Source organism: Lyngbya sp. CCY1209, assembly GCF_055795065.1.
This window is the reverse complement of sequence record NZ_JAYFER010000500.1, coordinates 1-13,034: the sequence shown is the minus strand read 5'-3', so window position 1 is coordinate 13,034 and position 13,034 is coordinate 1. Positions and strand designations below refer to the sequence as shown.

Genomic DNA, 13,034 nt, shown 5'->3' with positions numbered 1-13,034 from the left:
CTTGTGGCACTCGACGGCAAAATTCTCCGAGATCGGATTTGAGACTTGTGAGGGGACCTGACGGCAAAATCCCGCCAACCGTCGTCAACAGGAATTTCCCACAATGTCGATGACTTCCCGTCGTCGGACGGCGACAGACCATCCTTGGTTTGGAAAATCCACTGGTCCTTCCTTTCATCCCCGTTGCTCAGTTTTGCCATTCCTGTTCGGAAGTATTTTCTGAGCGTTTTGTATTTGGCATTTCCGCATCGTGATACTACCCATGCCCGCAGTTGTTGCCAGAGTATTTCATCCAGCTTTCCGAAAATCTCCGAGGAGACTACCCCTGAGTAGTACCTTGCCCATCCTGTAATGATGGGGTTGAGTTGTTTAATCAGGGCGGCTTGAGGTGCTGTTTTATGTTTCTTAATTACCTCTTTCACCTTTTCGATGTGGGCTTTAATTGCTTCTTTGTCCGGTTTGATATGGGTTTTGAAGCCTAGTCGTTTACTTACTCCTCTTCCTGGTTTCTTATTTGACAAATTCCTTATGTAAGGAATTTGTATTGTCGATTTTTCCTTGACCCTGAGAGTTCCGACCTCATTTAGTATCGTGTGATACCAAACTTTGGAACATACAGACAGTTATAAGGTGGGTCAGGGGTGCGCCCCTTATCTCCACCCGAGGGGGTGAAAGCCTTGCAGGGAGGTTATTTCAGGCATTTTAGCCCGATTTCGTTCCCGAACGAATCGCACTCAAACTTCTATTCTACATTGCCCTCACGGACTCCAATCAACCCGCGATCGTTCCGGGTCGCCATCCGCACTCGACTCCCGCCCTCCGCCATCGCGGCGAAATGCGGCGACAAGTCGCGAATTTTCAATCAATAGTATGATAAAAATCGACGGGAACCTTTCTTACAATTGAACCCGAAGCATCGGAGCCGCAGACATGGGATCGGACTCCGGATCGAAATTAAAATCCATTTTTTTCAATTGAACTGTTATCAAGAGTGGGAGCGATCGCCATGTTTCAAAAAATTTTAGTCGCTGTGGATATGTCCGAGTACGGCGAAAACGTGTTGCAAAAATCCCTGGCAATCGCCAAAGCGGCCGACGCCGGCCTGATGTTGCTGCACGTCCTCTCGCCGGACGAAGAGGGGACTCCCGCCATGAGCGGGGGGGTGGGGTTGAGTTACTACGAGATGATCGACCCCCAATATATCGAAGCCTACCAAAGTCAGTGGCGGGAGTTCGCCCAACACGGTTCGGAGCAGTTGCAAGCCTACGCCACCCGCGCCCGAAATGAGGGAGTGCGGGCCGAATGCAACCAAATCCCCGGCAAGCCGGGACGGGCCATTTGCGAACAGGCCAAAAATTGGGGGGCCGAATTGATCGTCATGGGCCGGCGGGGACATTCGGGACTCGGCGAGTTGATTTTGGGCAGCGTGAGCAATTATGTGGTCCACCACGCGCCCTGCTCGGTGATGATCGTTCAATTGGGCGAGACATAGACCGATAGAATCGGAAAATACCGAATCAATCGATCATATACGCCGATATGAAGTTTAGCGATTTGCTGCGACAGTTGGATGCCGGAATTGTCGCCCACAGCCTCGACGTTCCGGATGCCCCCGATCCGATCCTCCACGGGGTGGCCCCCATCGACCGGGCGACCCCGGACACCCTCAGTTACATCGAAGGACCGAAATTCGCCGGTTATTTGGACGACACCGGGGCCGGGGCCGTGATTTTGCCCGTCGATGAAGCGTTGCAGGCCCGGGCCGGCGATCGCGGACTGGCTTGGATCTCGGCAAAGCTGCCCCGCCTGCTGTTCGCCGAAGCGATCGCCCTGTTTTACCAACCCTACCACCCCAAACCCGAGATCCACCCCAGCGCCACCATCGCCCCGGACGTCCAACTCGGCTCCGGGGTCTACATCGGCCCCCACGTCGTCATTCGCTCCGGAGTCACCGTCGGCGACGGGGTCTGCATCCATCCCAACGTCGTCATCTATCCACAGGTCACGATCGGCGATCGCACCGTCCTCCACGCCAACTGCACCATCCACGAGCGCACCCAAATCGGCGCCGGGTGTACCATCCACAGCGGCGCGGCGATCGGGGCAGAGGGCTTCGGGTTCGTCCCCACCCCGGGGGGTTGGTTCAAAATGGAACAGTCCGGCATCACTGTCCTCGAAGATGGGGTCAGCGTCGGCTGCAACAGCACCATCGACCGCCCCGCCGTCGGCGAAACCCGCATCGGCCGCGACACGAAAATCGATAACCTGGTGCAAATCGGCCACGGCTGTCGGGTCGGCCGGGGCTGCGCCTTCGCGTCCCAGGTGGGGTTGGCCGGCGGCGTCACGGTGGGCGACGGCGTGATCCTCGCCGGCCAGGTGGGCGTCGCCAACCGGGCGAAAATCGGCGACGGCGCCATCGCCACGGCCCAATCCGGCATCCACGGTGATGTCAAACCGGGGGAGGTGGTGTCCGACTCCCCCGCCATCTCCAATAAGCTGTACCTGAAAACGTCGGCGATTCGCAAACGCCTCCCCGAAATGTATCAAACCCTCAAGGAACTGCGACGGCACTTCCGGCCGTGAGAAAGCGGTTCTCGGGAATAGCGCTCACTGCTATATATAGAACATTTGTTCAAAATTTGACGCCGGCACGGCGGGTGCATCGCGAACCCGGGGACCTCGGGTTCGCGAGTAGATGCACCCGGTTTGGAGGCGGGAAGCCAGCCCGGGCGACCCGGCGATCGCTGGGAATTTTGGAGGCGATTGTAACGGCGATAATACGGTGATTTCGAGGCGATCTGTAACAGGTTTTTTTAGAACTTTTTGGTGTCGATATCCTCCGATGGAATCGCTCGATAATAACGGCGATCGCGACCAATTTTCAGTGGCGCGCTGGGCGACGATCTCGAACGGGCCGCCTGTCCATTTTCCGCAATCACCACCGCCGATGGGGGTGTCGTTTCGATCAGAGACGGCCAGGAGAGCGACCGATTGACAATCCTCTCAAAAATCGCCCAACTGTTGATATGATAGGCTTTTCAGGATCTTCAAAAATTTTCTTCCTCCGCAGATCTTCGTTGGAGAGCCGACAGACTCGCCCGAAAAATGCCATTCCAAAACGCCATCGACCGCGATCGAGATTCCGAAAAAATTCGAGATTTTCAGACCGATCGTTCGCTGAGTTCCGGGGATTCTGTCAAAGCCAACCCGAGGGAAAATCTGCGCCACCAGCATCTCGCTGAAATGGGCGATCAAAAAATTGAGTTTGTCAAAATTATTAGTTTAAGTCTATATTATTTTTTATAAGACCAAAAACGGATCAATCTATTTAATCAATGTTCCCGATCGGGAAAGGATTTCGATGATGTCAAAACCAGCCCCAACTCCATTGGTCGGAAAGGCTTTGCTTCAAAAAGTGAAAGAGCTTTCCGACTCGCCCCGCCGTGAAACGGCGAGACTGTGCGGGTATTACACCGAAAAAGACGGCCAGGTGCGGGTCAACCTGACCGCCTTTTACGATGCCCTGCTCGAAGCCCGGGGAATTCCCTTGAACGCCGACGGTGGTAAAGACGGCCGCGGCCGCGAACCGACCTACGCCGTGAGCGTCCACAAAAACGGTCAGATCGTGATCGGCTCCACCTATACCAAAGAAATGGGACTCGCAGCCGGCGACGAGTTCGAGATCAAACTCGGATACAAACACATTCATCTGATCCAGGTGGAAGACAACCAACAAAATGGAGCCGGAAAAGCTCACGCCGGCGGCGAGGAAGAGTAATTGGCTTTGGGAAAATTGTCGTCGTTCGTCGAGTCTTCGGGGTTTGTCGAGGCCCCCGGGATGCAAGTGGTCGCCTTTTTTCTCATTTGGGCCGTTCTCGGGTTGCCGACGGTGGCCCTCGGCGCAATCGCGGGCGGTTGGCGTCCCCTTCAACCCCTGGAAACTCGACAAAAACTGATCGGTCTGGCCCTTTTCTACCCGATGGCTTGGCTGCTGCTTTGGGGCATGGCCCGAGTGACGGGCGCATCCCTGCCGGACTACGGCATGAGTCCGAACGCCTCTTTTTGGATCGCCCTGGCCTTCGGCTGGGCTGCGGCCGTTCTCAGCACCGCCGTGTCATACGGCGTCCAGGGGGGGGCGGGATGGATCGAATGGCCGGAGCCACCCTCCCCGACGCCCTTCAAAAACGCCATCCCCAGCTTGCTTCCCGTCGCCGGCATCGCTCTGGCCGTGGGAGCCACCGAGGAACTGGTGTTTCGGGGGTTCGTGCAGCAACAACTCCAGTCCGCCCTCCCCCTCATGGCGGCGGCCGCGATCGCCAGCCTCCTGTTCGCCCTCGGACACTTGATTTGGGGGGCGAAAGAGGCGATCGCCCAACTGCCGGGACTGTGGCTGCTGGGGATGGTTTTGACCCTGGCCCGCATCGCCGGCGGGGGGGACTTGGGGTTGGCTGTCGGCCTGCACGGGGGCTGGATCTGGGCGATCGCGATCCGAGAAACCGCCGGATTCCCCCGACCCACCGGCCGCGTCCCGGCTTGGGTGACGGGGGATATCGCCCGACCCCTGACCGGGGTAGCCGCTGGGCTGATGCTGCTGGCCGTCGCCGGTCTGTTGGGGATCGTCTACCATCTGAAGTGAGGATTCCGACCGCCCCGGCGAAGGAGCAATTATGAACACTTCTATTTCATCCCCCACAGACTTCACCCCCGTTTACGGCCCCGTGTCATCCTGGCGATACGGGCGATCGCTCGGGATCGACCCCATCGGCGCCGTCTCCACCTGTTCCTTCAACTGCGTCTACTGCCAACTCGGGGAAATCGAACGCAAAACCCGCGATCGCGCCATCTACGTCCCCACCGACCGCATTTTGGCGGCCCTGGAAGACTTCGCCCCCTGGTCTGATGTGGATGTCGTCACCCTCAGCGGCAGCGGGGAACCCACCTTGGCCGCCAACCTGCGGGAGATTTTGACCGCGATCAAAACCCTCACCGGCCGCCCCAGCTTGGTTCTTACCAACGGCAGCCTCCTCAATCATGGCGGGGTGCGATCGGATCTGGCGATCGCCGATCGGGTGTCCGTGAAGTGGGACGGCATCGACGCCGACCTGCTGCGGCGGATCGATCGCCCCGTCCCCGGCATCCACTGGGCGGACCTACTGGCGGGAATCCAGGCGTTTCGGGACGAATATTCTGGAGAACTGGGTTTGCAAACCATGATCCTTTCCCCGTGGGACGAATCGACCCGGGCCGAATATATCCGCCAGGTGCGAGCCATCGCCCCGGCCGAAATTCAACTCAACACCCCCACCCGCCCCAAACCCGTCCGACGCCAACTCGACGGGCGGGAAAATCACTCTTCGGCGGCCGAGCGCCCCTACGAGGTGCGATCGCTCCGCTGCGTCGATCCCCAAATTTTGCGCGACTTCGCCCAAGAAATTGGACAAGCCACCGGCATCCCCGTGAGAACTGCACCGGTGCCGACGGAAATTTAGGCGACTCAGGGTATTTTGATGCCGAGATGCCGACCCCGACAAAAGAATTCCGCAATTGGGTTGAGGAATGTGTCAAAATGTGATCGGTAAAGTCAACAACAATTGTTTGATTGAGATCACTCTCTGATTGAAATAACTGCATCGAGCCGGAACTATGACATCATATGCAACCTCGACCGCCCGATCTGAAATGAGCGAACTCCGGCGACTGAAAAGTTTGCTGCCCCCCGAATTGCAGAGTTGGGTCACGGTGGAAAAAACCATTGAAGTTAACCCCTTGCTGATTCGCTCCGAAGAAATTGGCAAAGATCAGGTGGAAATCCAAATCGATCTCGTCAAGTGGGAGCAACTGGCCTTAGACCAGCGCAACCTGCTGTTTTGGCACGAAGTCGCCCGCATTCAAAACGATACGATTCCTCGGGACGGCTGGGAAATGGCGGCCCTGGCGATCGGTTTGGGGGGCGCGGTCGGAGAGCTGTGGGTTCAAGATGGATTGCTGCTGCTCCTGGCCCTGGCCCTGTGTGGGGTGTCCGGCTATCGGCTCTACCAGAAAAATAACGGGGAGCGGACGATGATCGAGGCGATCGAGGCCGACGAAAAGGCGATCGCCATCGCCTCCCGGTTCGGATACACCCTCCCCAACGCCTACAAGAGCCTGGGAAGCGCCCTGAAGACCCTGATCGACCAGACACCCAAAAAGCGCCAGCGCGCCCGCTACGAAGCCCGCCTGCAGGCCCTCAAGCGCAGCGCGGCCAAAGCCAAGGCGCGGGTGAAGGGGAGCGATCGCGAACCGTCTTCGAGTTCCGAGAAAATTTACGGTTAAATCCCCGCCGGGATTCCTTGCCATCAAAAAACCAGCCGTTTGTCCCCCAGTTTCACCGAAGGCAAACGGCTGGTATTGATTGTGAATTCAAAAAAACCGGGAATTATTTCCGGAATCGAGAAATCGTCTCCCGAATTTGTTCAGCCGCCACGTCGCGACCGCCCAAACCGAAGGCGATGGCGATGGCTACCGCGATCGCGCCCAGGAGCAATCCGAAGGCGAGGTTGACGATGTTGCTGGCAATGCCCATTTGTTGGAGTGCCATCGCCCCCACGAAGATGATGATCGCGATGCGGGCACCTTGGGCCAGGAGTTTAGCCTGGGGATTACCCGAACTCGAGATCAGGCCGAAGGCCAAGTTGGCGAAGTACAGGCCGATGGCGAAGATCACCGCGGCAAACAACACCTGGCCGGCAATGACGATGAGCTGTTCGATAATTAGGGTCAGAGAAGTCAGGCCCAAAATATCCGTCGCAGTGACGATCGCAAACAGCATGATGCCCACGAAAGCCACGATCCCGACGATTTCCGAGGGGGTTTGCTTCGTCGTCGGCTCCTTGGGGGGGAGGGCCGCTTCCGGCTCTCCCGCCTCTTGGGGGGGAGCGGGAGGACTTTGGGGTTGCAGGCCCAACCACACGAAGACGTTGTTGAAGCCGAGGTTGGTGAGCAGGTTGGCGACTAAATCGCGGACGAAAATGCCGATGAAGTAGGCGACCCCCAAAATCACGACCGAAATGAAGATTTCGGGGATGATGTCGAAGATCTGCTCGAGCATCGAGATCGCCGGATTGGAAATGGCTTCAATTTGCAGCGCTTCCAAAGCGGAAATGGCGATCGGGATCAGGATCAGGACGTAGACGATGGTACCGGCGATGGACGAGAGGGACGTGTTCCCCATCGTCCGCTCCAAACCCAAACGACTGCCGAAGCGATCGAATCCCACGGCTGCCAACAGGTTGGTGACGATGCGGCTAACAATTTGAGCCAGCAGCCAACCCCCCGCGCCGATCAGCAGCGCCTTCAGGATATTGGGCAAACTCGAGAGAATTTGGCCGATCATCAGCTCCACCGGTTCGAGCAACCCCGACAGTTGCAGGGCGCTCAAAATCATCGGCAGGAAGAGCAAGAAAATGAACCAGTACACCGCATTCGCCAGGGTGTGGCTCAGGGAAAATTGGTTCCGAGTCTCGGCCGTATCCCCAACTTGCTGGTTCAGGCGTTCGTCGAGCTTGAACAGGTCGAGGACCCGAATGGTCAGGGCCCGGCAGATCGTCGCCAGTATCCAAGCCAGGGCCAGCAGGCCGACCGCCCCCAATATTTTGGGTACGTAGCCGGTGATTTCGTTGAGCAGATTGGTCAGGGGGGCCGAAGCTGAAGTCAACTTCAACTGATCTAAGAAACCGATGATGGCAAAGATAAAGATAATCCAGAAGACTGCACTCCCCGCCCATTTTTCGACCGGCAGGGATTCGCCATCTTCCCGAGAGCCGCCGACCCAATTGGCCAGTCGGTTGTCGAGGTCGGTTTTTTTCAGCAAATTTTTGGTGACTGAGCCGGCAAACAGGGCGATTAACCAGCCGATGATGAGAATCCCGAGGGCGATTCCCAAATCGACGAGGGACGTCCCTTGGAAACCCAAAGTGCGGGTCAAGTCGCTGATCGGATCGCCGGTCGTTGTCTCCTGAGCCAAGCTCAAATGAGAGAGGGTCGGTATTTCAATTCCCACCGGCGGTGGGAGTATGCACCAAGTTTCAATCATAGTTTTCTGGGGTTGGTTCTTGACGTTTAGAATGTGGCGGGATGACAATCCCTTGACATCCCCCCCAGATAGAATTGCACTAGATTTCTAAAATTTCAATCCGAGTTTCTAAGGGGGGGGCGATCGCATTCACCGACTCCGAGGGTCAGATCCTCCACATTGACGAATCCTTTTGATCGGATTCAGGTGGGATCTCGGCTAGATGTCGGTATTTTTTAAGATACGAAATCGAAACCCTAGGGCATTCTCATGCTGGCGAGGTTTCTAGCGTCCAGATGAGGTGTTAGCCTATCTGGCATATAACATCTGCATATAGCTTGAAGGTAGTGATGTCATCTCGTCAAGTTTTTGAACAATTCATTCAGATCCGAGCCGGCGCGACGACGGTGGAGCGCTGCATCACCGATCGCGAACTGATGCACCGGTGGCTCAACCCCGCTCTCCGCTGCGATCCGGTGGGAAAATGGAGTACCGACGTGGGGGCGCGATCCCGGTTTGTCATTCAGATTCCGATCGTCCAACCCACCCTGGAAAGTGTGGTTGTGGAGCGGGAGCCCGGGTTGATCGTGTGGGGATTTGAGGGATTTTTCCGGGGGCGCGATCGCTGGGAATGCCAACCCGAACCCGAGGGAACCCGCCTGGTGAACCGATTCGAGTTCGAGATCCCCAACCCCCTGATCGCCTTCGGATTCAACCGGTTTGCCGCCCCCTGGACGAAGGCTGACATGGAAGCCCAGTTGCGACGACTCAAGCGGGTGGCGGAAGAATTGCAGGGGATGCGATCATGAACGGTACCCCCGGGGCGATCGCTTGCCATCGCCCCGGGGGAATGTCCGTTCGTGATTGCGATCGCTTACTGACAAATCAGTTCCCGGATTTCAGGCTGAGCCCGCAAAAACTCGATCGCCTGTTCTCCGAAATCAACGATGTCATTGTAGATGCCGATCAACGTGCTGACATTCACCGTAATCACGTCAATGCCCTGGAATCCGCCGATCACCTCCAAGAACGTCAATCGGCCATCTCGGGTGGTGGCCCGAAATGCAGCCAATACGTCGTCGGCAATATCGTCAACTTCACTCCCCGCCTCAATGAACAGACTGAACGCCCCCACCGCCAGCCGACCGTAACTCGAATCGAGCAGCGTATTCACGATATCAGGAGGAACGTTGAAGCCGAAATTGAGAGCTTGGCGGAAATCGGAAATTTGCGCCTCATTGAGTTCGGCCAGGGTAAATAGCGATCGCAGTTGGCTCGATTCTTCTCCAGTTTCGGCAAAGGTTTCTAGATCCTGAAATTCCAAAGAAATACTCGCCGGTCCGTAGATTAATCTCAGTTCTTCAATCGCCGGTGCCGGACGGCTACCGAAGATAGTCAGACTCGCGACAATTGCCAAAACCGCGACCAAACTTAAGGAAATATACTGGGAAACCCCCCGAGTCAAAAGACCAAAGGGATTGCCAAGCCTCGATCGCCAATTTTCAAACGAAAAATTCATATGTTCGTTCCTCACATCAAAGAATTAATCTGAGTCGTCCTCAACCGATGATCTATACGTCTATCAGACTTGTTCAAGAGTTCCCCGAACCGTCTCAGATACAAAGATTCAAATATCCGAGTCCATCCGATCGAGCAACTGCCGAATTATACCAGCATCCCGAGCGGTTGGAAGTCGGTCGAGATAATCTTGCAAATCCCGGCGGGCTTCGGTCCGGCGGCCGAGTTGATAGCAGAGGATACCGCGATCGCGCCGTTGAGTGATGGCATCGGGATATAACAGCAACATCTGCTCCACGACCTGGAGAGCCGCCTCCAACGTCCCGCCATTCATATAAATCACCTTCAGATTTTGCAGCATCCGCCCCAAAAAGCGGCGGTTGTCCACCGGATTCAGAAATTCCGGTTGCAATTTCACCGGCTGTCCGTAAACCTGGGACAGTCGCGCCTCGCAATCTTGGGGAAATAAAATCTCCCCCCCCTCGAAGACATCGACATAGATCCCCGCATCCTCGAACTCCGGCCGGATCAAGAAATGTCCCGGCATCCCGATCCCCACCATCGGAAAATCGACCCGTCTGGCCACTTCCAGATACACCAAAGACAGCGCGATCGGAATTCCCGTGCGGCGATCGATAACCCGATTCAAAAAACTATTCTCCGGGTCGTAATACTGGGTGCGGTTCCCCCGAAATCCCAAATCTTCAAACAGATAGCGGTTGATCGTCCGAATGACCCGCAGGGGATATCGCGATTCCGGAAGTCGCTCGGACACCTCCGTCGCCATCGTATCCAGGGCGTTGAGATAGGCATCCACCTCGAAAGGGGGCTGATATTCCTGGGCCATGTAAAGGGCGGCTTTTGCCAGGTCGATCTGCCCGTCAGGCTGGCTGACTTCCCGGTGAAAATGCTGTTTGGCCAGAGACCCATCCATCGCGTTCAATTCAAAGCGCCAGCCGATCGGTTCAATGATTGTCAATCCCCTGTTCAATACTGCGGTTGGGGTTCATCATTTCATCTGGCCCCGAATCTCGCATCACTCTCAAGGAAGGATTTCTAAATTAGAATCCTACCACGTCTGGCCCGAGGAGGTGAGATCTGTCCCGCCCGAGTCCCTAAATTCCGTGACTTTTGCCGATCACCCAGTGGCGGCGGAAAAAGCGGGACAGTGAGGATTCGTCCAACCGCAGGAAGATGGGGCGGCCGTGGGGGCAGGTGCGGGGGTGGCGGGTTCGCACCCAGCGATCGAGCAGACCCTGCATTTCAGCCAGATCCAGGGGCGTGCCGTTGCGGATGGCGGTGCGGCAGGCGGTGGCCACCTGGGCCGACTGCAAGTCGCCACCCGAACTGAGTTCCAGGAGGGCGTCGGCGCAGTCGTCCCGCCGCGCCAGAGGTTCCGGGGCGCTGCGGACGGCCCACAGCCCCTCCCCGAAGGGATCGACCTCCAGATCGAGGCGGTCGAGTTGTTCCAACTGGGAGGAACAGAGGTTTTGCAGGATGATAGGGGAGTCGAGGGGGACGAGTTGCCAACGATCGCACAATTCCTCGTAAATCACCCGTTCGTGGGCGATGTGCTGTTCCACCAACCATAACCCGTCCGGGTGTTCGCAGACGATGTAGGTGTTGTGGACCTGGGCGAGAGCCCGCAATTTGAGGACGGCGAGTCCGCCCCCGTCCTCCACCGTGTCCGGGGGGGTGGGGCGGGTGCGATAATTTCCCCCGCCCTCGGATACCCGCAAGAATTTTTCCATCCGCGTTTCGTCCCCCGCGAGGGTGTCCGGGTTCAAGTGCAACGTCCGTTCGATCGCCGCGCGGATTTGTTCCTGCCAGTGTTCGAGGTGGTGCAGGTAAATTTCCGCCTTGGCGGGGTGGCGGTTCCAGTCGATGAAGGCGGGGTGAATGTGTAAATGGACGAAACAGACCGGGTAGCGATCGCGGGGACAGGTGCGGGCAAAGGCCGATAGCAGCGTCGGTTCCAACTCCGGCGATCGCACCATCCGCCCATTCACCGCCACTTTGATCCAGTCGGGGCGGCGGCGGTGACAGCGATCGGGCAGTCCCACGGTGACATCTAATTCCATCGGGATGCTATCATCCCATTTCCCATGGGATTCCTCCCGGGGCGGTTCAGCTAACTGGACTTTCAAATATTGCAGATCTCCGACCCGCACCCCTTTGATAAATTTGGGGAGGATCTCGCGGGCGCTGGTTCCCGGCCCGAACTGCAGCCAGGGGCGATCGTTTTGGTGGACTTGCCAGGTGACGCGGGGGTGGCACAAAGCGATCGCCTGCAACATCAGTTGCACCCCCCGCAGTTGTTGGGACGGACTCGGGAGGGCCTGACGGCGGGTTTCCCACGGGCCGAACAGGTTCGATACCGTCACCACCGTACCGGGCGCGATCGCGGCATCTTCGACGGTCTGGGGTTCTCCCTGGCGATCGTACACCACCCGCCACCCGCCACCCTCTGCGGAGGGCACGCGGGGGCGGCTGAGAATTTCCAGGTCGGACAACTGGGCGAGGCTGTGGAGGGCTTCCCCCCGGAATCCCAAACTGGAAATTTTGGAGAGATCGGCGATATCGGCAATTTTGCTGGTGCTGTGGGGCATCGCCGCCCGTTCCAAGTCGGGCAAGTCCAAACCAATGCCGTTGTCCGCCACCCGCACCCGCCACTGTCCCGGCCACAGGTAGACGGAAATTCGGGTCGCTCCGGCATCTAACGCATTTTCCACCAATTCCCGCACGACTGCCGCGAGGGAGTCGATCACTTCGCTGGCGGCAATCAGGTTGACCACATCCTCGGGTAAGGTCCGGATCGAATTCAAGGCTGGGAACAATTGGGGTGAGCGGTGCAGTTGGGAATTTGAATACACAAATTAGTCAGGCTGATTCTATAATTAATTTTAGCACATTTTGGGATTGATCGTCGTCCGCGAATGGCGCGATCGCATTCATAAAAAAAATATTTGAAATTCAGAAAAAAATCGATGAAAATTTTAAAGTGACATCGGGTTTCCAAGTTTTTAAATTCGCCGGACGGGAGTTCGGGGAACCGGGCAAAGGTAAAAAAAGCCGAGACTGGAGAGGAGAGCATCGATGGATTCACAGTCCATGTTTGACGACAACTTCAAGCCCCGTGGAAACAACTGATCCCCATGGAACTCAGTGTCCAAGGCCGAGACACCGATAGAGAAGCAGTCCGAGCTTATCAAAAAGACCATTTCGGAAGACATACGAGCAGGAATTGTCTGTTAGAACTCCTTCCCCTTCCTTCCCCATCATTGAGACATACGCACACCCTTGGCGATCGCACCCCCATCGGGACAAGAAACCTCATTTCTTATCCCTCATTTCTAGTCACTCCTAAGCGTCTGGTTTCTTAACTTCACAATTATAGCAACGAGCGCTCACGTGGTTACAGTTGAAATGGGGTCAGAAATTTTCAAACCCTTATAGAAAAGCCGTT

Annotated in this window: 12 protein-coding genes and 1 pseudogene; 7 read left to right on the top strand and 6 right to left on the bottom strand. The window is 56.7% G+C overall.

What is annotated here, in order from left to right:
• Positions 1 to 134: 134 nt before the first annotated feature.
• Positions 135 to 509: pseudogene (locus AC0QHF_RS15990) on the bottom strand (group II intron maturase-specific domain-containing protein); the annotation flags it as partial.
• A 497-nt stretch (positions 510 to 1,006) separates the two neighbouring features.
• Here AC0QHF_RS15990 and AC0QHF_RS15985 point away from each other — a divergent pair.
• Entirely contained in the window at positions 1,007 to 1,492 is a 486-nt protein-coding gene (locus AC0QHF_RS15985) for a universal stress protein (RefSeq protein WP_324705226.1), read from the top strand.
• A gap of 47 nt (positions 1,493 to 1,539) precedes the next feature.
• Positions 1,540 to 2,583, top strand: a complete 1,044-nt coding sequence (lpxD, locus tag AC0QHF_RS15980; protein WP_324705225.1) for a UDP-3-O-(3-hydroxymyristoyl)glucosamine N-acyltransferase — start codon at positions 1,540 to 1,542, stop codon at positions 2,581 to 2,583.
• Positions 2,584 to 3,003: 420 nt separating this feature from the next.
• Here the strand turns inward: lpxD and AC0QHF_RS15975 are convergent, their stop codons facing one another.
• A complete protein-coding gene (locus AC0QHF_RS15975) occupies positions 3,004 to 3,255 on the bottom strand; it encodes a hypothetical protein (protein ID WP_324705224.1) in 252 nt (83 codons plus the stop codon).
• Positions 3,256 to 3,364: 109 nt separating this feature from the next.
• Between AC0QHF_RS15975 and AC0QHF_RS15970 the strand changes: the two genes are divergently transcribed.
• From AC0QHF_RS15970 to AC0QHF_RS15955, 4 genes are all read left to right on the top strand, one after another.
• Positions 3,365 to 3,778 carry an AbrB family transcriptional regulator gene (locus AC0QHF_RS15970; protein WP_324705243.1) on the top strand — a complete coding sequence of 138 codons (414 nt, stop codon included), beginning with the start codon at positions 3,365 to 3,367 and terminating at the stop codon, positions 3,776 to 3,778.
• Between the two features lie 60 nt (positions 3,779 to 3,838).
• Positions 3,839 to 4,636, top strand: a complete 798-nt coding sequence (locus tag AC0QHF_RS15965; protein WP_324705223.1) for a CPBP family intramembrane glutamic endopeptidase — start codon at positions 3,839 to 3,841, stop codon at positions 4,634 to 4,636.
• Between the two features lie 31 nt (positions 4,637 to 4,667).
• Positions 4,668 to 5,489, top strand: a complete 822-nt coding sequence (locus AC0QHF_RS15960; RefSeq protein WP_324705222.1) for a radical SAM protein — start codon at positions 4,668 to 4,670, stop codon at positions 5,487 to 5,489.
• A gap of 154 nt (positions 5,490 to 5,643) precedes the next feature.
• The gene (locus AC0QHF_RS15955; RefSeq protein ID WP_324705221.1) at positions 5,644 to 6,312 is read left to right on the top strand and encodes a DUF3318 domain-containing protein; all 669 of its coding nucleotides are present in this window, start codon (positions 5,644 to 5,646) and stop codon (positions 6,310 to 6,312) included.
• A 103-nt stretch (positions 6,313 to 6,415) separates the two neighbouring features.
• Here the strand turns inward: AC0QHF_RS15955 and AC0QHF_RS15950 are convergent, their stop codons facing one another.
• The gene (locus tag AC0QHF_RS15950; RefSeq protein WP_324705220.1) at positions 6,416 to 8,071 is read right to left on the bottom strand and encodes a mechanosensitive ion channel; all 1,656 of its coding nucleotides are present in this window, start codon (positions 8,069 to 8,071) and stop codon (positions 6,416 to 6,418) included.
• 329 nt (positions 8,072 to 8,400) lie between these two features.
• Between AC0QHF_RS15950 and AC0QHF_RS15945 the strand changes: the two genes are divergently transcribed.
• Complete coding sequence (locus AC0QHF_RS15945) at positions 8,401 to 8,859, top strand: SRPBCC family protein (RefSeq protein ID WP_324705219.1); 459 nt, start codon at positions 8,401 to 8,403, stop codon at positions 8,857 to 8,859.
• A 65-nt stretch (positions 8,860 to 8,924) separates the two neighbouring features.
• On the opposite strand, the gene AC0QHF_RS15940 is transcribed toward AC0QHF_RS15945, so the two are convergent.
• The 3 genes from AC0QHF_RS15940 to mutL form a co-directional block, all read right to left on the bottom strand.
• Complete coding sequence (locus AC0QHF_RS15940) at positions 8,925 to 9,569, bottom strand: alpha/beta hydrolase (RefSeq protein WP_324705218.1); 645 nt, start codon at positions 9,567 to 9,569, stop codon at positions 8,925 to 8,927.
• A gap of 108 nt (positions 9,570 to 9,677) precedes the next feature.
• Positions 9,678 to 10,502 carry a SirB1 family protein gene (locus AC0QHF_RS15935; protein WP_324705217.1) on the bottom strand — a complete coding sequence of 275 codons (825 nt, stop codon included), beginning with the start codon at positions 10,500 to 10,502 and terminating at the stop codon, positions 9,678 to 9,680.
• A gap of 181 nt (positions 10,503 to 10,683) precedes the next feature.
• Positions 10,684 to 12,393, bottom strand: a complete 1,710-nt coding sequence (gene mutL / locus AC0QHF_RS15930) for a DNA mismatch repair endonuclease MutL (RefSeq protein WP_324705216.1) — start codon at positions 12,391 to 12,393, stop codon at positions 10,684 to 10,686.
• Positions 12,394 to 13,034 lie beyond the last annotated feature (641 nt).

Coding starts and splice junctions, on each gene's coding strand:
- AC0QHF_RS15985 (WP_324705226.1), top strand. CDS start 1,007: ATGTTTCAAAAAATTTTAGTCGCTGTGGATATGTCCGAGTACGGCGAA.
- lpxD (WP_324705225.1), top strand. CDS start 1,540: ATGAAGTTTAGCGATTTGCTGCGACAGTTGGATGCCGGAATTGTCGCC.
- AC0QHF_RS15970 (WP_324705243.1), top strand. CDS start 3,365: ATGTCAAAACCAGCCCCAACTCCATTGGTCGGAAAGGCTTTGCTTCAA.
- AC0QHF_RS15965 (WP_324705223.1), top strand. CDS start 3,839: ATGCAAGTGGTCGCCTTTTTTCTCATTTGGGCCGTTCTCGGGTTGCCG.
- AC0QHF_RS15960 (WP_324705222.1), top strand. CDS start 4,668: ATGAACACTTCTATTTCATCCCCCACAGACTTCACCCCCGTTTACGGC.
- AC0QHF_RS15955 (WP_324705221.1), top strand. CDS start 5,644: ATGACATCATATGCAACCTCGACCGCCCGATCTGAAATGAGCGAACTC.
- AC0QHF_RS15950 (WP_324705220.1), bottom strand. CDS start 8,071: ATGATTGAAACTTGGTGCATACTCCCACCGCCGGTGGGAATTGAAATA.
- AC0QHF_RS15945 (WP_324705219.1), top strand. CDS start 8,401: ATGTCATCTCGTCAAGTTTTTGAACAATTCATTCAGATCCGAGCCGGC.
- AC0QHF_RS15940 (WP_324705218.1), bottom strand. CDS start 9,569: ATGAATTTTTCGTTTGAAAATTGGCGATCGAGGCTTGGCAATCCCTTT.
- AC0QHF_RS15935 (WP_324705217.1), bottom strand. CDS start 10,502: ATGGATGGGTCTCTGGCCAAACAGCATTTTCACCGGGAAGTCAGCCAG.